The organism is Roseococcus pinisoli (assembly GCF_018413645.1).
In the GTDB taxonomy this organism is placed as follows: Bacteria; Pseudomonadota; Alphaproteobacteria; order Acetobacterales; family Acetobacteraceae; genus Roseococcus; species Roseococcus pinisoli.
Genome location: NZ_JAHCDA010000003.1, coordinates 106,489 through 127,886 on the forward strand (window position 1 = coordinate 106,489; position 21,398 = coordinate 127,886).

Below are 21,398 nucleotides of genomic sequence, written 5' to 3' on the forward strand. Positions count from 1 at the left end.
CGTTAAGGCCTCGAGCCTAGCCGGCCTGGTTGTTCAGCGACCCAGCACCATGCCTGGGAAGGCTCGCATTGGGAGCTGGCCGTTCTCGCCGAAGCGCTTCTTGCAGTCCGACAGCCGGTGCCCGCACTTATCCTGGGCCGGATCACCCGTGGCGTCGCCATTGAGCTTGAAGTAGGCGCCACCAGTGTAGGGGCAGGTCACCTTGGCGTAAGTGAAGCCGCCGTTGATGAAGCCGCGATAGATATGCGTGCAGGCGCTGGCGAACATCTGTCGACCAGGCAGGTAAGATCCCTGCTGGTCGAAGGCGACGGACAATTCCACCTCGAGCTCGTTCTGATCGAGCTTGGACTTCCGTTCGATATGGAAGACTTCGACGGGCCAATGAGCGAATTGGTCCGCGTCGGGCTGCCCGTCTAGGTACTTCACGAACGTTCGAATGCGCGTAACCGAGGCGCCGACGAGGTCGTCGTAGGCCACGATGTCCCCCACCATGAAACCGCCGACATTGGACACACGAAGCGTTGGCCTGGGCAGCGGGCCTTTGCCCGACCACTCAAATCCGGAGGCGACAATGGGCACCGGTTGGTAGCTGTAGCCCTGATAGACCAGGTTTCCCGAACCAAGTGGCATTGGCGTGAAGCAGAGAAGGGCGTTCGGGTCTCCGCTGATCTCCCTGGCGTCTAACCGGTACATCGTCACGATGGCGTCGGCGTCCAGGAGCTGGGCGGTCGCGAGATGGTTCGTGCTCATGTCAGGTCACCAGCGTGAAATCTTGGATGATCACGCACTGAAAGGTGTCCGTGTCGCCCTCGACCTGAGTGCGCTCCCATTTCGGCTGGACGGTCCACTTTTTCGTCACCGTGTCGCGGGGCGAGAGCCAGTAGAAGGCCGTTACGCACTTCGTCTCGATCATGAAGTTCTCGATCGCGTCGGCCTCGTCCTTGCTCAGGTTCGTCCAGATCAGCGTCCATTTGTCGCGACGGGGGTTCGTGCCATCGAGTGTGCGCTGCTTGTAGCCGTTGCCGAATTCAGCCTCGAAGATCTTAAAGTCGATCTCGCGCTTGCTCGTCAGCGACGGCGGTGGGTCGGGCAGGAAGGTCGCGAGTGCCATTTCGATGTTGTGCACCTGGGTGCACAGACCGAAGTCGAGGGCATGTAAAGGGTGGTTCGCTCTTGCGCCGGCGGGTCGTTTGCCTCACACGCGAAGAAATAGATTGGGATGGCGGCGATGCGCGGCATGGTTTTGGGGTTTTTTTTGGCTGCCTGCCTCGCAGGCCAGGCACAAGCAGGGTCGGAGTATTGCGTGTCTGGCTCTAGCACTGTCCAGTCTCCAGGAGACGAAGAGCGAATCGCTCGAGCATGCCAGCCCGGGGACACGATATTTTTACCTGCCGGAGCTGTGCGCTTAGTTGCGCGCCTCTGCGACTTCACCAAGGCAATCTACAGAGGCCCGAACGAGGTGGTCTGTGTGCTGACAACCCTGCGGCCAATGCGCATCCCTAGCTAGACATCACATCCCCGAGGAACTCAGCATGCCGCGCGGGCGCATCTGGCGTTGGAGCTCAGTGGCCACGGTAGCCTGCACTATGCGTGCCACATCGTTGGTCATGCGGGCGGCCTGGTCGGGCGACATGCCACCGCTACCGCCGGTGGAGCCGCCGCCGGCCGGTGCATCCATGTGAAGGTGCACCTCGACATTGCTGCTCATGACATTTGTTGAGCTTGGCGGGGCGCTGATCGGTGCAGCCATGGTCACGGGGATCGAACGCCCGTCGGGCAGGGGCACGTAGGCCTCCGGCTGCGCCCCCTCACCAAAGAGGGCGAGCTGAGGGTTATTAGCCACGCCGCCGTTGGCGTACTTCCTAAGCTGCACTGGCCCCATGGAAGTCATGATGCCGCCGTCCGCGAAAGCGCTCTTCGCGCCGCCCCCCATGCCGGTAAGCGAGGACGCTGCCCCGAACAGCGAGCTGAAAAATCCTCCAGCCCCGCCACCAGAAGTGGCACCACCCATAAGGCTCTTCAGGAAGTTGGCGAGAGGTCCGGTTACCAGCTCCTTCATCAACTCCCGGGACAGGGCATTAGCCATCGTCCGGGCAGCCGAAGACATTCCCTCCGCAAGCGTCCGAGTGCCGGTCAGAGCTTCGGCTAGGCCGCTGTTCATAGCGTCTAGGCCGGACACCGCTGCATCGGAGTACCGTTCCCAGGCCTCCTTGCCGTCGTTCCCCACGTATCGTGAGAGCGAGCTCTGCGACAGGGCATTACGGCGTAGCGCAGCAGTACGCTCATCGTCGGCTTCAATTGCCGCCTGACCCGCTGCGCTACCGAGCGGGATATTTTGTCTCCGAAGACTCTCGGTCAGATCATAGCGCCTAGTGGCGGCCTCCCGCTGTAGGTTCGACATGCCGGACATGTCGGTTTGGGCATTAATCGCAGCCGTCTGCCTGCGCATCTGAGCTGCCGCTTCAAGGGTGTTCAACTGGTTTTGGACATCACGTTGCCCGCGTAGGCGCGCGAGCTGTTGATCGAGGATCGCGGTGAAGTCACCGGCGGTCCGGTTCGAGGTTTCTTGGGCAGCCCGGTACGCCTGCTGAAAAAGACCAAGCTCTTCAACCGTGATCCTGCTGGACGAAAGGTACTCGTAGGACTTACGAATCAGGTCGACCTGACGATCAATGTTGGCGTTCTGGCTGGCAATGGCTGAACTCCGCTGGGCCTCATTGTCAGCAAGAGCCGTGTTCCCGGCGATACGGGCAGCGTCTAGCGCAGAGTTACTGTTTCGTGGACTACCCTCCGCCACCATCATGCCTCGAAGGAGACGCCCCCGTGTGGCCGCGTCCCGCAAATTGATCTGGTCGTTCGGCCCAAGCCCAGTCTCTCTCCGGACGGTTTCCGCATAGCTCTCCGGGTTGTTGCCGTCGGAGCGAGGGGCCCAGCGATTAATCACCGCTAGGGGTGTGCCGAGGTTCCGGTAACCCGGGCCCGCGAGCAGGGAATCGGCAGCCGCCAAACCCTGTTCTCGTGTGGCAAAGCGCGCCATGCCCCCATTCGGTCGGTCGCCACCCAGATACCCTTCTCGGCCTCGGGCGTAGGAGCCATCCCGGATGTTCAGAGGATTGTTATTGCGCTCGCCGCGTGGGGCGTTGGGGTCTATCCCAGCGGCAGCGAGGCGGAGGAACTCCGCGCGTATGATTGCGATTTCGCGCGCGACAGTCTCTCGGACAGCTTGCTCCGCTCTCGTTCGGGCCGCGCTCTGTTCATAGCTGTTGCCGCCATTGGCAGCGGCGGCCTGATCTCCAGCTCGTCGAATACGAGCTTCGAACTCGGCGCGCTGTGCGGCAACCAGTCCGTCCGCATCACGAGCCTCGCCAACGGCAACGGCTCCGGCCGCTCCAGAGCCTGGAGGGGCGTTACGGACGTCCTGTGCCATCTGAAAGGCTGCAGCACCGTCACGCGCGGCGGCGGCCACCTGGCGGAAAGCGTCGGCCTGGGCAAGCAGCTCCGAAACCATGCGCTGCCCCATAACAGAGTCGCGGGTGCGCAGGAGCGTCAGGAGCTTATCCAGTTCGTTCCTGTAGGCCTCGGTCCCCTCTCGACCAGCCTTGAGAGCCTCGGTGTGCGCAGCAGCGAAACGAATAGCCTCTTGGTGGGCGGAAGCGCCTCCGCGAACGCCGATGGCTAGGCGAGCCTCAGCGGCTATCTGCTCATTCAATGCCTGAACATATCGGTTTGACGCCCGAGCTCGGCTCTCGTCTTGATCTGTCTGGGTAGTCGTCTCGAGACGATTGCGCTCAGTGGCTATGGCAGCTTGAAATTCGGGCCGGCTCATATTTTCGGCCCCAAACTTCGACACTAAGGCTTGCCGGATCGTGAGCTGGCGATTGGCTTCTTCTTCGGCGGCAGCTCCTTGCATGATGGCTTCGGTGATTGCGGTGCGAGCCTCGCGCGTTGAAGCAGAAAGCGTGCTTTCTGCACGCCCTTGCTGCACGATCAACTGAAGAAACTGCCGGACGGCCTCGATTCTGACCGTGTCCAGTTCACGGGCTTCGGTCGCCGTCACTTGATTGGATGCGATGCCAGCATAGGCAACTGCCACGGCGCGAAGCGTGGTCTCTAGAGCCTGAGCACCTTGTGTAAGACCCGCCAGACCAGACTGGTCTGCAAAGGCCTGCACGTTCTGCTCCCACGTGGTCTTCAACTCGCGAAGCTGGGTGGCCAGTATGGCGGCCGCCTCGCGCGCTCGGGAGAGTTGCGTCGCCATCTGCTCTTGGCGCTCGGCTGGCTGTGAGGTGATGAAAGCAGGATTGATACTCTCCTGCTCAGAGATGCTGAGCTGGGCGCCTCGAAGTCTGTTCGTCAGAGTGGTCTGCTGCTCGCGGTAGGAATCAAGGCCCTCCCACATACGGGAGACGCCGTCAGCCCGGTCCTGCTGGGTCTGCGTAAGGCCGGCTAGAGGGCGAGCGGTCAGGCGTGCTGCATCAAGCCCTGAGATCCGCCGGTCAATGCCCGCGCTCTGTCGGCTGCTGAGCCTTCGAACCTCGCGGTCGTAAATGGCCCTCTGTTCCGGTGTGAGCTCGTCAGGGTTTGCGTCTAGGGACGCCCCCGCGCGTTGAAGCGCGCTTCGCGAGGCATTTGCTTGTAACGCTGCCCTCTGTCGACGCTGGGCCGCGATCTGATTGTCGATGCGCTCAACCGGATCTTCAGCCCCGGCGACGTGCGCCCAAAGCGAACGAGAGGTGTCCGTTGCCGAGCGGACCAGATCAGTGAAAAGTCGAATCATCCCAGCGATAGGCGTAGTGACCGTTCCCGTAGCCTGGTTTAGCTGCAGACCTTCGACGATGAACCGACCGAGACCACGGGTGTGAGCCTCATAGAACTGCCCGACTGCCTCAGTGGCCTTCGCGTAATTTGCGGAGATGTTGTTCGGGTCAAGCGCATTCGACCCCTGCACGGACTGCTGTACACGGCTGAGCAAGAGCTGGCGCTGTCCTTCGAAATCGAAAGACTCCTCCATCTGCCTCATACGGTAGGCGTCGGTCTGGTTGGTGTTGCCTAGATCTCGGCGAACCCTTGCCAGTCCACGCATTGGGTCGCTCATAAGGCCGCCAAGTTCATTGGCAGCCGTCACGGTGTCCGTGCCTCGAAATGACGCGAGCTGTGGCGCAAGGCCGGTAGCTCTGTTGAAGGCGGCGGAATCCCCACGGGAGAACCTGGCGAGTCTCTGGCCAGCGGAGACAACGTCTGCGGCACTCGAATTCGTGGTCTGGGAAATCCGTTCTGCTTGGCGATTCAGCTCAGAGAATGAAACGCCAGCGGCGCTTGCGTTGAAGCGCCCCATTGCGGCGGAGTAAGCGTTCCACTCCCTCGTGCCCGCATTTGCGGCCATGGCCGTTGCGGTTAGGCCGACGACGGCCGCCCGCGTCACCGGTGATAGGACCATGAAGGCCCGCGCGGCGTTGGTGACGGAGGATGCCACGGTCGATGCGTGGTCGGACACGAAACCCGATGCCTCGCTGAAGGCCTTCTTGGCGGTTGTCGCGGCGATGATGACCGTCGTCAGCCCAGCCACGTCAGCCTTGACAGCCTTCAGCGCCGTACCCATCAGGCCGGCTGCGGCGGCAACGGCCGCGTGCTTGGCGCCAGAGGCGGCCAGCTCCTTCGTGTAGCCGGCCAAGACCGCCGAGGCCTCGTCCCGCATCTTCAGCACGAACTGGAGAACTTGGTCTTCGGTCATTCCCCGTTCTGGGGGTGTCGAAGGCCTAGGTGTCGGTGCCAGGCCCTGGATGGGTCAAACCTGATCCAGCCAACTTTACCCGAAGCGGGGCTCTCATCGACGCGCCCGACAACATCGTGCCGCCAGCTACCGCTTGAAATCTCGACAGGCCGAGGGGCTCCATAAGCGGCTCCAGGTCTTCGATGACTAGGTAAATGTTGAACTTAGTGTCAGTTGCGGTCGTGGGTGGGCGCCCTGGTCCGGGATACTTGCCCGTGTGTTCATCGGGTTGGACTAAATCCCGCAGATAACCTCTGTGCGTAGCTATGGCTCTGGGAAAGGCGAGCTTGGCATCTGGCCCCAAACGAGTGGGGGTCAAAAAAACTGTCTGACCGCAAAGGAACCGTTTGGCGTCCTTGGTAAGAAAAACAGCGGCGTTACTACCCAAAATCAAAGGCCGGACGAAATCGTAAGCTTTTATTGCAGACACCAAATGCTCAAGAGGCACCGGCATCAATAGACCAGTCTCTGTCATGTTTCTTCTCCCGTGGACCGGGAGAGGCTACACGCAACATTTCAATCCCAGGAAGCGTGCACCTGGGTGCACGTAGTCATCTGATCTGGTTGGCGGTCCGGCACATCGCTAGAAGCGCCAGCGTTTTGGCCGTAGGGCCGTCGCCCTGTGACCAGCCGAAGCGGGCCAAGAGCTCTCGTAACTCTTCACCTTCGCCCTCGCCGAGAGTGAAGGTGATCGAGGATCGGCATTCGCATCCCGCCTTTACCATCGACTGGTTGTGGACCTTCTCCTTCGAGGATCGAAGGGCCGATAGGATGTCCGCCTTTGGGACGGGCTTTCCGGTTCGGCGGGCCACCGCGCAGAGGGCCCGCGCTTTTACCCAACCGATGAGCGCCACGGACGCCTCAGATATCAGGCCGTCGTCGATCGCCCGGCTGATAGCGATGAAGTAGTAGGCGCGACGCCTGGTGAGACCGGACCGCCTGATAGCTTCTTGGAGGACCGCTGTGTTCAGCAGCCGCAGGTAGCGACCAATCTCGACGTGATTCTCGGTTTCACCCCGCAGAAGAAGCCGCAGCTTTTTGGTCGCGGAGGGGACGGATATGGCGGTCATACGTCGCGGGCCGTCAGCGTCGCCTCGCTCTCGTGGCCGGCGCTTACCAAGACGCATGCAGTGGTATCCCCGGTGACCTCGGGGTTCATGCTGCCGAAACCGGACGACAGGAGAGCACGTAACGTACCGATCGCACGATCGGCGGCGGCGCGGAACTCATGTTCCGGGACTTCCACATGGAACGTGAACGCCGGGCGTATTTTGGTGTGAGGCATCGTCATCTCCGTGAACAGTGAACTGTTGGACGGGATGACGCTGGCTGATGCCTCCACCTAGGCAAGTAAAAGGCGCCCTTAGCCTGAATTATTTTGGTGCGGTGAGGGTCATCTTTTTGTTCTCAGCCTCGTTCAGGTATGAGTCGAGCAGCTCAAGCATGCGGGCCAATTTTGCGGCTTGTTGGCTCCATGCTCCATCGTCTGGCAGAATGCCTGCTCGATAGCGCCGGAGATGAGCAAGGAGCTCACCCCACTCTCTCGGCGCATCCTTGATCGGACGACGGGGGCAGCCCCACCAGCTCGTTCCATCTTGCAGGACAGTGGCGGTGCCGCCCTTCTTCACCCACTTTCCGGAGGGGCCAATCCGGGCGTCGCAGCCTCGAGAAGTTCGGAGTTTGGTCGTGCACTTCGCGCAATCAAACTCCGGCTTCAGGATCAGTGCTACGGCGCCGAGATGGAGTTTTTTGCGTCGGCGGCCGTGACGATGTTGAGGCTACGGATCTTCTCGGCGAGCTCCCGGACGAGCTCGATGCCAAGCAGGGCCACCGCCTCGTTGGAAGCCACGGTGTAGGGCCGGCCGGCCACCTGGCGGATCGTCGAGCTGAAGGCGACCTGCTCGCCTTTTTCGTTCTGGAAGTTGGTCCAGCCCCGGAGCCCGAAACGCACCTTGTCCAGGTTCATCTGGTTCATCATGAAGCGCGAAGCTTCCACGCCGTCGGCGTCGTCCGTCTTGTACTCGAGCATCCGGTCGAAGATCTGCGTGTCGCAGAAGACGTCGACGGGACCGAGTTCGAAAGTGGTGGCCTGATCCGTGCCGTAGTCCGGGTCCGACTTGGACTGGTACTTCGTGATGGACGAGAGGATCTGGACTTTGAGCGACATGCTGCGCCCTCCTTGGCGACTGTTGTTCAATCAGGGCCGCTTATCGGCCCAGATAGGTGTGATATTTGCTCCGGGATGGAGGGCGGCGAATGTGGAAGCGGCCTCCCGGGAGAGCTTTGCCCCCAGAAGGCCGCCATTCGCGTCCTGCACCACGTAGACCTTCACCGCGAAGGTGCGGCGCGGCTCAGCAGATGTGGATGAAGTACTCATCGTCTCCCGCACCGGTGAGGCTCGAGAGGGCGAGGGCCATCTCGTGGTTCCGGATGCCGTTCTTGTCGCGGTACGGCATGCCGGTGACCTGCGCGCCGGGCGTCCAGAAGTGCACGCAATTGCCCAGCGAGTTGCCGATGCGGGTGCTGAACGGGGCGATCATGCCCTGCTCCGCGAGCTCCCACAGATTGCCTTCCGCGACGGTCTGGGCTTCCGGCGTCAGTCCCATGCGAGGCGCCCGTGAGACGATGCGCATGCCGAGGAAGCCGTCGTCGGCGTTGACCGAGGACCGTTCGGCCAGGCCGACACCGGCGTCGAAGGTGAAGGCATCGGCTACCGGCTGCATGCCCGCGAGGTTCAGCTTCGCGTTCTCGAAAATCGGCGGGAGTGGCTGGTCCTCGAAGATGGTCGTCGGGAGGGGGGCGTCCTGGTAGTCGACGTGCCGGCCGGTGAACTCGAAGGACATCTTCGCGTCCTCGCCGGCATTCGCCTTCATCGTCATGGTGCCGAAGGAGCCCGTGATCATGTGCTGGCCGCCATCGTAGTAGACGCCCAGCGTGAGGCTCTCGAAATCGCTCGAGCGGGGCGTGTACGTGACGCCCGCAGGCATGAGGGCCACCACCCAGGCCTGCCCCTCCACGAGGCTACCCGTCCAGGTCGGGGTGCACTTCAGTCCCTTGGTGCCGACATCGACGGCAGTCCCCGAGGTCGCTGCAACAGCGGTCTGGGGGGCATCGAGGTCAGGGTCGGCAGCGGTGATGTCGAACTTGGCCGTGCCGGAAGAACCTCCGGTCGCAACCTTGATGATGTAGACAACCGGAGCGGTGGGCACGAGCGTACCCGACGTCGCCCAGGAAACCCTCGGCGACGAGGGCATGCCGACCGGCAGAACGGGGCTGGAGGACGGCGCGGCGCGCAGCGTCTCCAGCATTCCGCAGCCCTTGAGCAGACGGGCCCAGCGGGGCGGGCTCGCGCCTACGAGGCCGTTGCCGGCTACCTCGACGTCGAACTTCACCTTGCCGAGCTTACGCCCCACCCGGATGGGGTTCGGCGACAGCGACGGCTTGTGGAACTTGCGCTCCAGCGTCTTGAAGTCGGGGTCATAGATGCAGTTGTCGATCAGCAGCGCATCCAGCGCACCGGTCGGGTTCGCCGGCACGTCAAACGACGTCTCCAGCTTGGCGAGCAGCGCAGTGCGGCCGACGAGAAGGGCTCCGGACATGGGTATTCTCCCTCAAGTCGCCGCTTAGGCGACCGCTACCGTGTTGACGACGAGGTAGCCGGCAGAATTGCTCACCATCGCATTGAGCTTGGTGGCGACCTCCTTCACGGAAGCGGCGAGCGCCACCAGCCGGAGGTTCATGTCCGCAACCTTCACGACGGCGTTCGCGTCGGACGTATCCGCACCAGACGACGCAGTGATGGCGGCAATCTGCGGCATGGCCGCCAGAGCGACGGCCGCGCCAGGCAGTCCACGCTCCGGGGTGCCACCCGAATTGTCGACCATGGGCGCGATGCCGGTGGCCACGCAGAGACGGTTCACGAAGGTCACCACCGTGGAGACCCGGTCGGTCATCACGGACAGCGCGGCGTTGACCTTCGCGGCGTTCGCCGTCGAGGCGCCGACACCGGTCAGGGCCGTGGTGATGGCGGCGATGGTGCCACTGGGGGCGGCGCCGCCCATGCTGTTGGAGAGCGTGCCGACCGGCACCTTCGCAGCGATGGCGTTGGCCTGAGCCACCAGCTCCCCGAGGGCATTGGTCACGGTGCCGAGCGCAGCGATCGTCGCAGCGGCCTGGGCGGCGTCGGTCGTCCCCAGAACGGCCTTGGTGGCGAGCCCGATAGCGTCGACCTTGCCATCAGCGGCCCCGCCGCCAGAACTGTCGGTGATGGCGGGAACGGCCGTCGCCGCAACCCGGGCGAGGTCGATCGACACGCCACGAACAATGGCGGCCAGTCCCTTGGGACCGGTTTCATGAACACGACCGGCACCCGAGAAATGCTTGGGCGAAACGAAAGCGGGCATGAGGAGCACTCCTTGAGGGTGCGCGGCAACACGCCGCTCCTGGAATGCCCGAACCTAGAAACTGTGCACCCGGGTGCACGGCGCCCGCTTAGCCCTGGACGGGAATCACACCCGCAGCCACGGATCTCCGCGTCGATATCGGTAGAGTACGCGGACGAAGATCGCGCCTGACAGGCGCTTCTGTTCGGCTTCCTCGACGTAGAGCTCGTTGCGGTGCGAGACGCAGTTGATGCACAGGCCTCCGAGGGTGCGATCCTGGTAGAGCCTGTACTTTAACCAGTTCGTGATGAGGTTTCCTCGCTGGGAGGGCTTCTCCCCTGCGGACAAGGTGGCGCGCCATTCGAGGACGACACTGAGCATACAGTAAATGACGTCCGCCTTCTCCTCCTCCTCTTCGGCCGTGTCGTGCACTCCGAGAGAGAAGGCCTTCTTCCAGGACTCCTCGGTCAGCGGCGTGCGAGTGACGAGGCTGAACTGAAAGGGGAACGGTCGCTCGACTGGCTGACCTTCGACAATGGACGCAAAGAGGTCGGTGAGTTTCTCCAGGATCTTGTCCCGGACTGAGAGGGTCTCGGTCATGCTCAAGCCTTCGCGATGTCGAGACGGAGCTGCTCGAGGAGGCGGCTCCCGAGCCGATCGACGAAGAAGCTGAGGTTGGACTCCAACGTGGCACGAAGACCGAGGCGTGGGGGCACGTAGACCTTGCTCTTCAGCACATAGAGCGGGATCACCTGTGTTCCCTCCCTACGGAAGATGATGAGGTTGCCAGCCTTACTCTTGGCCACGAACGTATGGTCCCAGGATCGGGGCGAGGGCTTCAGCGGGACTCCCCTCGAGTCCATGGCTGCCGGCAGAGGGATGGCGAGGTACTTGGAGTGCTTCGGGACGATCGTGGCGCCGTTTTCCTGCGTCTTGGCGTAGATCAGGTTCGATCCGATGACGCCCCGCAGGTTGTTCAAGGTCGTGCCCTCTACGGACACGCTGTCCTGGATGGACTTCACCAAGTTGCCCGTTCGCTTGCTGAGGGTCTTGGGGCCTGTTGCCGTGGGCCAAGCGCCCCCGTGCCGCGTCGCCAAGGCCTTTCCGGCGGCTCCCAGGTAGGCGGTTAGCTCTTCCCGAGCGGTAGGCACTCCCACAGTCTCCAGACTGCGCCCCATGCGGACTGCGAGTAGATTGAGGCCGGCTGCCGCGTCCGTGTACCGCTTGGTCCGGAAGTCGAACTCAATCTCGGTGGACATCAGAGGACCCGGTGGGCGAACGGTAGTATCGAGCTTGGGGCGTAACGGGCCTTCTGGGCGAGGGTGTCGGCCAGCGCGCGCTCGAGGACCTCATTGTTGTTCGCGATACCGGCCTCCTTGAGCGCCGGATTATTCGTCATCAGGATGCGTGCGAGCATGCTCGCGGCCTCGGCCAGCCAAGGCGGGATACCCGTCTGGGGCGTGCCAGCGTCGGCCGCTACAAAACCCGCGTCGTAGACGAATCTGTAGACGCCAGGGGAGGGGCGGGTCGTGCGCATGCCTATGCCGCGCTCGAGGTCCCAAATCCAGGGTCGCCGATCTTCCAAGGGAGACGCCTCGAACGCATCGGCTGATGCACCCCAGAAGACGACAGGGGGTTCCGTGATGAAGCCAGCGGATAGGCGAAACTGTCGGCGATCGTCCCAGGTGGCCACCTCGAAGGTGTCCTCATGGGTTGCGCGATCGATGGGGGTCCGGAGCCGAGCGGAGAGCTGCGTGGTGGCGGCTAGGATCGCGGCCTCGGTGGCGATGACATAGTCCGTGATGGCGTCCATGCCCAGGTCCGCGCGAACGGACGCCTCATCAATGAGCCTGAGCATGGATCTTACCTCTTGTTCGGACTGGCCTCAGACCGGGACGGCGGGGTCTTCGTCCTTGGCCTCAGCGGGGGCGGGGGCGGGGATGGGGGGCTTGATGATCTTCACGCGACTGCCAGGAGTGGCCGGGGACGGCTCGGCGACGGGGGGCAGAGCGACGGGGGGCGTCGGCGCCTCCGGCACGGCGATGGTGGCCGAAGCGGTGGATTCGGGGGCCGGAGCGGCGGGGGCCGGCTCGGAGACAGGCTCGAAGACAGCGGGACGCGGGGCGTTGATCGGCTCGGCCGCAATGGTGAAGTAGCCGGAGAGTTCGAGCTCTTCCGCCAGCTTCTCGTCGACGACACGGCCCACGGCCGGCTCACCGGTGGGCGAGGTGAACACCCCGCGCGGGCCTTCCTTGGCCGGCCCATTGGCCCAGATCATATGGCCACGGGCGAAGGTGGCGGCGGCGGTCAGGTACGCGATGGGCATTGGAGGTGGCTCCGTCTGGAGTGGGGGAAGAGGCCGGGCCGAAGCCCGACCTCAGTCGGCTCAGCCGTTGACTTCGACGCCGTAGCCGTAGGCGGTCGCGTCGAGCTCCTCGATCTGGACCGCCACACGGCAGGTCACGACCATGATGTAGACGCGCTCGGAGATGTTCTTGTCGAACTCCATCGACACCTTCCGCTGGATGCCGAAGATCAGGTTCTGCGGGTTGGTCAGCAGCACCTTCGGGTCGGGCATCATGTGGACGGCCTCCACGGGGACGCCGTAGGCCGGAACGGGCGAGGAGCCCGTCAGCGTGGCGTCACCCAGCGCCGTGCCACGGTTGGCCAGGCTGTCGCGCCACATCGTCTCGGCGTTCACCGAGGTGAAGTAGCGCATCAGCGGCAGGTTCCGCAGATACGGGATCGGGAGCTGCATCTTGATGTTGCGGAACAGCTCCTTCGTCACGCCGGCGCCAGCGTGATCGTAGATGTGGCCACCCGGGCCGGCCGCGTTCTTCAGGTAGCCGTCGAAGAGCGTCATGTAGGCTTGGTCGTCGGCGTCTGCCGACGTGTAGGACGTGCTGGAGAGGAGGGCGAGCTCTTCCAGATCAGTCGCGGTGCGCTCGGCGATCATCGAGAGCAGCGTGTCCTGCAGACCGCCGCGCGAGGCCGCGTTGACCGGATCGTTGGTCGCGGAGGTGGCGCGCTCGATGTTGTCCTCGAGCACGTCGTAGGGCAGCCGGACCTCGGCGATGACCTCCTTCGTGTTCAGCTCGATCTGGCTGGTCGTCGCCTTGGCACGCTGGGCCTGCGTCAGGGCGACGCTGGATTGTGCCGCGCGCAGGATGCGCGTGCCGAAGCCGATCTTGTTGATCTTGCGGCTGGGCGAGAGCATCTCGACCACGCGCGCCTGGCGCAGGATCGTCGGCTCCTTGATCAGCTTCCGGATGAAGGAGTTGCCCTGCTCGGGGAGCAGGGTGCCGCCGTTGGAGGCGAGGTCCGCGATGGCCATGTCGGCCTTACGCAGCAGTTCCTGATTGCTCGGCATGATGTGCGAAGTCCTTCTTGGTCAGACGCGCGCGTAGGCGGTGTCGATGGGGGGCAGGGAGGAACCCGACTCGCTCTTCAGCGTGCGGGAGGCGGGGTCTCCGTTCGCGTGCCCGGGGACGAAGCCAGAGATGGCGGCATCCTGCTTGCTCACGGCGGTCTCGGCCTTGGCGAGACGATCGCCGAGGTCCGAAAGCTTGTTCCCCATCTCGCCGAACTGAGCGGAGAGGGGTTGGATGGCGGCCGCGATCGCGGCGGCGAGGGAAGTCTCCAGATCGGCCTTGGTCAGGCCTTCGGGCTTTGCAGCCGGCTCCTCGGCCTTCTTCGCTTCGTCGGCGACCCGTTCGGCCTCGGCATCCTCTTCGGCCTCGGCATCCTCTTCGGCCTTCTTGTCTTCGGCGGCCTTGGCCTCTTCGGCGGCGAGTTCCTCGGCGGTCTTCTCGCCGTCCTTGCCGTCGTCCTTGGACAGCGCGGCAAGGCGGGCCTCTTCCTCGGCGCGGGCGGCAGCACCGCCATCGGACGGCGGCTCGGCCTTCTTCGTGACGGTGAAGCCCTGGCTCTCCATGAGAGCGGTCGCATCCTCGATCGATTTCTGGAGGGCCTCCGCCTTCTGGGCGGCCTCCGCCGTCACGACAGCGCGGGCGTCCTCCTGCTTACGAAGCGAGGTGCTGAGGTCGATTCCCATCTGGGTGTCTCCTTTGGTGATCCGGAAGGGCAGTCGGCTCGCACCGCGCTTCACGAGGCTGACGAAGCTGAGCTTCACGCCGCGCAACTCGGTCGCGGGGACGTCAATGGTTGGCACTGATGGCCTCCACGAAGCTGAAGCGGTGGGCGTGCGGGGCGGCGCCAGATGTCTCAGTCACCGTGCCGCGCTTGATGATGTGCCAGTGGCCGTCGACCTCATCGGTCTGACCGCCAAGGAACACGCCGTCCTTGTCGTACTTCACGACGAAGGTGTGCTCATGCTCGTGGTTCTTGGTGGTCTGGCCACTGAGTCGGTCGGGAATGTCCATGGTCACGATCGTCGGGTGCCGCTCGCCGAACCCATCGAAGGAGAAGCCATTCAGCTCACCCTTCTCGACACGCTCCCAGACATCCTGCGGGCAACGTACACCCAAGACCCAGGCGCCCTCGATGAAGTCGGGGTCGCCCTTCCGAGCAATGAAGCTCTCGACAACGACCGTCCCGGACTCGGTCTGGTTGTGCTCTTCGTCGATGGCGTTCACGAGGCCGGCGCTGACGAAGCCGTGCGCCATCTTGCGGATCTCTTCCGCCGTCATGACGTCGCCCTGGCTGTCGGGGACGCCGGGTGCGTAGACCTCGCCATAGACCAGGCGCAGCACGGCATCGGCCTTCTTGACGGCCACCTCTCGCGCGACTGGATTTTCGGTCTGGCTCATGCGGGGAAAATGACGAGATTTTCCGTGCACCCGGGTGCACAAATCTGAGCCGGTAGTGGATGTGAGCCGCTACGGCGCCGGCGGGTTCTTCTTGAGTATCTCGGCGAGTTTCGACCAGAAGCTCTCGGCCTCGGAATCGTGGACCGTAAACGACTGCAGTCCGTCGTTATTTCCTGCGGGAGGCACAGCAGGCGGGGCGGCTTTGGCGTCACCATCGGCCACGATCAAGCAGCGGCAGCCCGGGTGCCAGGGCGGTAGATTCCACCCCCGAGCTATCAGTTCCTGATTTTCTAGGCTCTCGAACTCCGCGATGCCGGCCTTGTTCTGGCGTGGAAACGGAGCGGCCGACTTCAGATCCTCGGGATCATCGAGCAGGAGCAAACGCTCGACCTTTCCCAGCGTGTCCCGCACGGGAAAACGCCTGCCGTTCATGTGGGCGCATATCGGGCAGATGCGGTCGTCCAGCGTTGAGTCGATCTGGTAGTGCGTTTGGTTGCGCGCCTCTGCCTCCCCCAGCGCCCCAAATGCAACGAGCCGGCTGGTGGTCAGATTGGCGGCGATATCCTTCATCGCCCGACCAGTCCCCATAACGACGGCGTTCATCGCGTCGGCCATATCGGCATAAGGATCGTCGGCCTTAAGCAGCCCCTTGGGGGAGCAGCAGAGGTCTCCCTTGATCAGGCCGGGCGTACCTTCGGGCAGGGGGGCTCCAGCTCGATAGGCGATGGCGAAGGACGTCACCTGCTTCACCAGCAATTTGCGCATCGAGCGCGTGGCCATCATCTCGGCCTGGTGGATCGCAGTCTTGATCTGGAGATGCGGCAGAGCCTGCATGTAGCGGCTCTCCTGTATCGGGCCCATGCGGGAGGCCCCGAAGAGGATGGCCGACACGGCGAGTTCGCCGAGCTTGGCACGGGTCTCCTGGGAGAACACCGGTGGCGCCCATTTATCGAGGACACCGAGGGCGTTCTCGGGGTGTGCGTGGCTCGCAGCCTCGTCTGCTACCGCTTGGAGATCGGGCTGGACAGCAGCACCGATGGCGGCAGCGAACGAGGTCTCGACCGCGACGTAGGTCTGGAGCTTAGGCCTCACGCTTCTCGACCAGAGTGGCCTGGTAGTTGTTCGAGATGGGCGCGAAGATTTCGGGGCCGAATTCGAGAGGACCGGAATATGCGGTCAGGCTGGCGAGATCGGCGGGTCCGCTTTCGTAGCTGAGGGTCACATGGGGCTGGTAGGTCTCATGGTCCCAGGACGCGCCGGCGTTCCGGAAGGCCTCGAAACGCCATTGGAGGCCTTCGCTCTGGAAGCGCAGCACTCGAGCCCCCTTGTCGCCGAGTATCTCGACCATACGAGCGCCGCCCGCCTCAACATAGGCATAGCCATTCCAATCCGGGTCCACGGCGAACCAATCGATCGGCGTCTTGGAGTAGCAGCAGGTGACGTGCATCTCCTCCTGGGGGACGGTCTTCTCGAAACCGTTCTCCTTCGCCCACTTGATCAGGTCATAGGCGTTGAGTAGCCGGCGGCTAACGTAGAGCGGGCGCGGCTCGGACTTCCGGAAGAGGAAGTGGTTCATGATGTGCCCCCTGACTTTCGGAAGACCTTCCCGAGAGCCGTCTGGTTGAAAATTGCGACGACGAGCGCCTTGCCCGAGGCCGCGTCGGTCTCGACCAGGCTGTCGTAGCCTTCGGCCATCCACGCCTCTCGAAGGGCCGCGTTCTCCGTCTGCTCCTCGTTCCACAGCCGCAGGGGCTGCCCATCCAGGCCCGGGACGGTGAGGCCACCAGGCAGATTGAAGATCGGTGGCACGAGCTTCGCCTTCAGCTTCGAGACCTTGGCCTCGACTTCGGTGGTGGTCCCCACGAAAGGGGCCTTGATGGCGTGTTCCGCTGTCAGCTTCACCTCACCGAAGTCCGCCTTCTCCGGACCCTCGCCTGGGAAGAAGTAGAGGCCCGCCCCCTGCCACGATCTGGCACTGCTTCGCGATAAATCATGCGTACCGGCCTCGATCGAGGCGGCTCGCTCCTTGGTCGTGAAGTGCGAGATGACTCCCCCAACGAGGCCAGATGCTTTCGCCGCGAAGCGCCCTATCCCGTCTCGGGGCTGATCATCGTCCTTGAGGAGGAGACTGGTCCGTCGGGTGAAGTAGGTCACGATCAGGCTTCTCCTGCTGTGCGCATTGCAGCGATGGTGCAGCCGGCAAGGAGGCTGGTGCCCTCCGGGTCGATGGACGGGTCCATGTACTGGCGCACGGCCAGGGCCGCCCGGAGCTTCGCCTTATTGCCCTCGGACAGGCTTTCGGCGGCAGTAATGGTCTTGGTGAGCCCGACATAATCTCGTCGTCGGAGCCCAATCATCACCTCGTCGGCGAGGCCCAGCACGCCTATCGGCGTGTCGTGCTTTGAGACGGGCTTCGGCTGAAGGCCACTGCTTTCAGGGGCCACTGCCAATCTTGGGTTGCCGGGCGGGGAGCTGTTCTGAGCTTCGTCTGTGGCATCGCCACTCACCTCGAGGGTTTGAGGTGGCGGCGGTTCAGGAGCCGCAACCACGGTGAGGTTGAGGGCCGCGATCTCATTGACGTTCGTCACTACTTCGGCGAGGTCGACGCGCTGTGTGGCCATGGCGAGCTGGAGGCCGGCCATCTTGGTCGCAGTGTCCACCACGGCCATGGGCTTTGAGCGGAAGACGCAGCACTTCACGTTGAGGCGGGGGAGCACCCGTCGAGTGATGACGTTGTCGAACTCGTCCCGTTCAGGCCGGAAAACCTGGCTCTCGGCGAGCAGAACGGCGGCATAGGCAGTGGCGAAGGACACGCCTTCGTAGTCACCCGTGAACATTCCAGACAGACGGAACGAGCGCCGGATCTTTTTCTCGCAGGCGACGTCGTAGCTCTGGAACATGCCGTCCTTCTGTTGGTCGGCGCCAAAACGTTCGACCTTGATGTCGACGCCGCTGGCCTTGTCCAGCGAGCCGCCGGCGGACTGCACTTCCACGATAGCGGCACGGTGTTGGCCGCCTTGCTTCGGCGCGAACTTCTGCTCAAGAGCGGCCCGAGTTTCCTCAGTCGCGATGCCGCCTCCAACGATCAGGAGGATCGGGGGCATGCCGCCGCTGTCGAAGAACTCGAGGTTGTGCTCCTCGGCCCGGCGCTGACCGATCACCGACGGGATCTGACCCTCCCAACGGGGCACGCCATAGGGCGACCCTGCATCCGGGTTCAGTTTGAAATGGAGGATCTCCGTCGCGCGCTTATCGAGCGGTACGGGGGCCTCGGCCGTCTCCCACATACCGGTTTCACAGTTGAGGTGCCGGGTGGCGCCGAACTCACGGAAATAGAGTAGCTTCCCAGCGACAATCTGGGCGAAGCGCCGCTCCCGTATGTAGGTGCTCATCGTTACTTCGACGCCGTTGCGCTCGATTTTAACAGGCGCCAGAACGGGGGCATCTAGCCGCAGCAGGCGGATGTTGCGCGATGGCGCATGGCGCATGAACACCAGCTCGCCCTTCACGTTGGACAAGCACTCCATGTAGCCGTTGCCGGTGTTCTCTAGGTCGCGGCGGACCTTCTTGCGGAGAGAGAGGAAGGACTCTCCCGGCCATGTCTCTTCGAAGAAGCTCTTCGCCCGTTGAATGTGGCCCTGATGTTCAGCGGCCTCCTCTTTGTCGGGGTCAGCCCCGCCGACTGAACCGTCGGTTTCCTTCTCGCCGTCATCACCCTTCTCGAACTCAATGACGTGACCAGTCCCGTCGACGTTGGTCTCCATTGAATCAATGCACGGCCCGAGAGAGGGGTTCGCCTGCACCAGGCGCTCCAAGGTCGTGGGTGGGTAGGGTGGGGCAAGCAGCGAGAGGCTTGCCCCTGTGGGTGTTCCTTCCCCGGAATAGAACTCTCGGAATTCGTCCTCGACCTCGAGGGCACGGGGAGTGATCGCAGACGTCGACCCACTGGCTGCGCCAACGAGGGTGACCTTCAGTTTGCTCTCGTCGACAGACGCTTCGGCCACGGGGTTCTCCTGTGCACCCGGGTGCACGAGCCCCTCTCTGGCCCCTTAGGTATGGCCTTTGGCCGCTGCCTTGGAGGCCTGGCCGGCTTCTGCAACCGCAGTGCCGGTCAGGCTGCGAACTTCATCTTCTTCATGGTGCCCAGGGTCTGACCGATCTCAGCGTCGGCCGTGAAGACGAGCTGCGGCTTCCACCCGAAATCCTTCTCGAACGGCAGACTGGCCATCAAGTCGGTCATCTTCTTGGCCACATCCAGGGCGTGATCCTCCTTCACCACGGCGATGGACTGGTCGTGGATGGTCGCGACGGGGGTGTAGTGGGGGATGGTGAGTCGGGCGGCGGTGACGGCCAGCACCAGCATGTCCGAGAGCGTGCTCTGCGGCTCGGCGTTGATGGCCTGGCGCTCGGCCGCGTTCCGCACGTTTGACAGCGGGCTGTAGATCTGGGGCAGGTGTCGTCGGCGGCCGAGGGGCGACTGCACGAACCCGTCCCGCTTCACCTGGGCGACCTTCGCCTTGTACCAGGCGAGCAGGCCCGGGTACGTCGCAAAGAAAGCGTTCCGCTGCTCCTCCGCCTCCTGCAGCGACAGCCGCAGGCGCGACTGCTGCCAGGCGAAGGCCTGGAACCCTTCGGCCGACATGCCGTAGACCAGCCCGAAGTTCGAGATCTTACCGCGCTTGCGGAAGCTGTCGAAGACATCGGGCTGCGAATCTACCCAGGTCAGGAAGACCGCCACGTCTACCCCGGCGATGCCGGCGGCCGTCTTGCTGTGCAGGTCGACGCCCTGGGCGTAGGCCGCGAGCATTGCCGTCTCTTCGGCGAAGCAGGCAACCAGTTTGAGTTCGCCCTGCTCATAGTCGTCGGCAACCAGCAGGTAGCCGGGCGGCGCGATCAGACATGCGCGGATACGCTTGGCCCATTTGTTGTGCTTCGGGATCGTCTGCAGCGCTGGCGCCGTGCAGGCAAGACGCCCCGTCGCCGTCCCGCCGTCGTCGTCTTCATCGTCGAACACCCGGCCGGCGTGCAGGCTGAAGGTGCCGTGGAACTTACCGTCCGCCCGCAGATGCTTGAGGAAGCCTATCACGTAGGTCGAGAGGGCTTTGCGAGCGATATTCAGCTCGGCGAGGATGGCGCAGATACGCTCGGCCTCGGGGACGTGCGCGAACATCTCCAGGTGTGACTTCGCGGTCGAGGGCTCCTGCTTGCCCTGTCCGTCCTTGCCGCCGCCCGTGAGGATGATGGGCTTCAGGTTCAGGCCCAGCGGGGAGAAGAAGTAGTCACGCATGATGGCGGGGCGCGTGAGCTTCAGATTGTCACTGTACTTGGCCTTGATCCGGTAGGGGAGGAGGTCGAGCGCGGCGGCCTCAAGACTGGCGATCTCCTTCTCCAGGTCAGATTTCAGGAGCGCGTAGGCCTCCTGGTCGACGAGGATGCCCTCCTCCTCCATGGCCATGAACGTGTGCGAGGCCGGCAGAAGCACCTTCGTGTAGAAGTTCAAGAGCACCGGCTGGGCCAGCAGCTCCGGGATCATCTTCTCGGCCACCCGGTAGGTCGCGTCGGTATCGCCGCCCATGTAGGGCAGGAGCTTCTCCTTCGACACCAGGTCCATGCGCGACTTGTCCGTCGTGCGGTTGAACTCCGCGTCGTAGCCGCCGAGCTCCGAGACGTAGACCTTCGTGTGCGTCTCGAGGCTGTTCGACCGGTTTTCATTCAACAGCGAGCCGGCCAGCAGCGTGTCGAACGACAGATTCGTGCACGAGATCTTCCAAGCGACCTTGAGCCAAAGAAGATCGAACTTCGCGTTGGCGCCACGCAGCCGGACCATCGGCGTGGACAGGAGCCATGTGAGCTGCTGGAGGATCAACGAGGCCTGCTCGCCCGTGGCGATGTCCTTCACGAACACCGCGTCGCCCTGGCCCGCCACGCGCGTAAAGCCGACTGACAGGATCTTGCCGCCGGCGATGAAAGGCGAGAGCCCGAGGGTCTCGCAGTCGAAGGCTAGGGGGGCCGGTTTGCCTGTCTCGGCGAAGCGGTCCTTCACCCACTGGATCGTCTCGGCGAAGCATTGGACCCAGCGGTAAATGCCCATCTTCGGCAGGAGCGAGCCGGTCGTGTCGAAGCGATGCGAAAGCATAACGTCCCACTCGACCTCAACCCCCAGGGCGGGATCGAAGTCGGAGACGCCGGGCTCGTGGCTCAACAGGTAGTGGCCCTCGCCCGGGTGAGCCTGAAACAGCCGCTCACGAAGGCTGCTGACGGTGCGGCCCTTCGGGGCGATGCCGTCGACTTGCAGCACCTTGAGGGCATCCTTGCCCATCGCCAGCACCACGTCCCCGGGTGGGGGGACGTAACGTATGGGCACGTGCGGGCTGAGACTATGGCACAGGTGCTTCGGTGACCCGATGCGCCGCATGATGGGTGGAAGGTGCGCCTGAAGCGCCTTTCCGTGTGCAGCCGTCCAGAAATGAATCATGC

Annotated in this window: 20 protein-coding genes; all 20 read right to left on the minus strand. The window is 63.5% G+C overall.

The window, feature by feature from the left end; genetic code table 11:
- Positions 1–33: 33 nt before the first annotated feature.
- The 20 genes from KHU32_RS15445 to KHU32_RS15540 all read right to left on the minus strand — a co-directional run bounded on the left by KHU32_RS15445 (position 34) and on the right by KHU32_RS15540 (position 21,396).
- Positions 34–750, minus strand: a complete 717-nt coding sequence (locus KHU32_RS15445; protein WP_213671052.1) for a phage minor tail protein L — start codon at positions 748–750, stop codon at positions 34–36.
- A gap of 1 nt (position 751) precedes the next feature.
- On the minus strand, positions 752–1,111 hold the full coding sequence (locus KHU32_RS15450; RefSeq protein WP_213671053.1) for a phage tail protein: 360 nt from the start codon (positions 1,109–1,111) through the stop codon (positions 752–754).
- A 399-nt stretch (positions 1,112–1,510) separates the two neighbouring features.
- A complete protein-coding gene (locus tag KHU32_RS15455; RefSeq protein WP_213671054.1) occupies positions 1,511–5,731 on the minus strand; it encodes a hypothetical protein in 4,221 nt (1,406 codons plus the stop codon).
- A 590-nt stretch (positions 5,732–6,321) separates the two neighbouring features.
- Entirely contained in the window at positions 6,322–6,840 is a 519-nt protein-coding gene (locus tag KHU32_RS15460; RefSeq protein ID WP_213671055.1) for a hypothetical protein, read from the minus strand.
- Complete coding sequence (locus KHU32_RS15465; RefSeq protein ID WP_213671056.1) at positions 6,837–7,055, minus strand: hypothetical protein; 219 nt, start codon at positions 7,053–7,055, stop codon at positions 6,837–6,839. The genes KHU32_RS15460 and KHU32_RS15465 overlap by 4 nt, the downstream gene beginning before the upstream one ends.
- Positions 7,056–7,496: 441 nt before the next feature.
- Entirely contained in the window at positions 7,497–7,937 is a 441-nt protein-coding gene (locus KHU32_RS15470; RefSeq protein ID WP_213671057.1) for a hypothetical protein, read from the minus strand.
- A gap of 184 nt (positions 7,938–8,121) precedes the next feature.
- Positions 8,122–9,369 carry a hypothetical protein gene (locus KHU32_RS15475; protein WP_213671058.1) on the minus strand — a complete coding sequence of 416 codons (1,248 nt, stop codon included), beginning with the start codon at positions 9,367–9,369 and terminating at the stop codon, positions 8,122–8,124.
- 24 nt (positions 9,370–9,393) lie between these two features.
- Positions 9,394–10,173, minus strand: coding sequence for a hypothetical protein (locus tag KHU32_RS15480; RefSeq protein ID WP_213671059.1), 780 nt, complete (start codon positions 10,171–10,173; stop codon positions 9,394–9,396).
- Between the two features lie 105 nt (positions 10,174–10,278).
- A complete protein-coding gene (locus KHU32_RS15485; protein WP_213671060.1) occupies positions 10,279–10,752 on the minus strand; it encodes a hypothetical protein in 474 nt (157 codons plus the stop codon).
- A 2-nt stretch (positions 10,753–10,754) separates the two neighbouring features.
- Positions 10,755–11,411 (minus strand): phage tail protein, encoded by a 657-nt coding sequence (locus KHU32_RS15490; RefSeq protein ID WP_213671061.1) that lies wholly within the window; start codon positions 11,409–11,411, stop codon positions 10,755–10,757.
- The gene (locus KHU32_RS15495; protein WP_213671062.1) at positions 11,411–12,010 is read right to left on the minus strand and encodes a hypothetical protein; all 600 of its coding nucleotides are present in this window, start codon (positions 12,008–12,010) and stop codon (positions 11,411–11,413) included. The genes KHU32_RS15490 and KHU32_RS15495 overlap by 1 nt, the downstream gene beginning before the upstream one ends.
- 27 nt (positions 12,011–12,037) lie before the next feature.
- Positions 12,038–12,478, minus strand: a complete 441-nt coding sequence (locus KHU32_RS15500) for a hypothetical protein (protein WP_213671063.1) — start codon at positions 12,476–12,478, stop codon at positions 12,038–12,040.
- Between the two features lie 60 nt (positions 12,479–12,538).
- Positions 12,539–13,522 (minus strand): hypothetical protein, encoded by a 984-nt coding sequence (locus KHU32_RS15505; protein ID WP_213671064.1) that lies wholly within the window; start codon positions 13,520–13,522, stop codon positions 12,539–12,541.
- A 21-nt stretch (positions 13,523–13,543) separates the two neighbouring features.
- Positions 13,544–14,323, minus strand: coding sequence for a hypothetical protein (locus tag KHU32_RS15510; protein ID WP_213671065.1), 780 nt, complete (start codon positions 14,321–14,323; stop codon positions 13,544–13,546).
- Positions 14,310–14,921, minus strand: coding sequence for an XkdF-like putative serine protease domain-containing protein (locus KHU32_RS15515; RefSeq protein WP_213671066.1), 612 nt, complete (start codon positions 14,919–14,921; stop codon positions 14,310–14,312). Before KHU32_RS15515 ends, KHU32_RS15510 begins: the two co-directional genes overlap by 14 nt.
- A gap of 69 nt (positions 14,922–14,990) precedes the next feature.
- Entirely contained in the window at positions 14,991–16,013 is a 1,023-nt protein-coding gene (locus KHU32_RS15520; RefSeq protein ID WP_213671067.1) for a hypothetical protein, read from the minus strand.
- On the minus strand, positions 16,003–16,497 hold the full coding sequence (locus KHU32_RS15525; protein ID WP_213671068.1) for a hypothetical protein: 495 nt from the start codon (positions 16,495–16,497) through the stop codon (positions 16,003–16,005). The genes KHU32_RS15520 and KHU32_RS15525 overlap by 11 nt, the downstream gene beginning before the upstream one ends.
- The gene (locus KHU32_RS15530) at positions 16,494–17,075 is read right to left on the minus strand and encodes a hypothetical protein (RefSeq protein ID WP_213671069.1); all 582 of its coding nucleotides are present in this window, start codon (positions 17,073–17,075) and stop codon (positions 16,494–16,496) included. The genes KHU32_RS15525 and KHU32_RS15530 overlap by 4 nt, the downstream gene beginning before the upstream one ends.
- A 2-nt stretch (positions 17,076–17,077) precedes the next feature.
- The gene (locus KHU32_RS15535) at positions 17,078–18,925 is read right to left on the minus strand and encodes a phage portal family protein (RefSeq protein WP_213671070.1); all 1,848 of its coding nucleotides are present in this window, start codon (positions 18,923–18,925) and stop codon (positions 17,078–17,080) included.
- Positions 18,926–19,032: 107 nt separating this feature from the next.
- Positions 19,033–21,396, minus strand: a complete 2,364-nt coding sequence (locus tag KHU32_RS15540; protein WP_213671071.1) for a DNA polymerase — start codon at positions 21,394–21,396, stop codon at positions 19,033–19,035.
- Between the last annotated feature and the right edge of the window lie 2 nt (positions 21,397–21,398).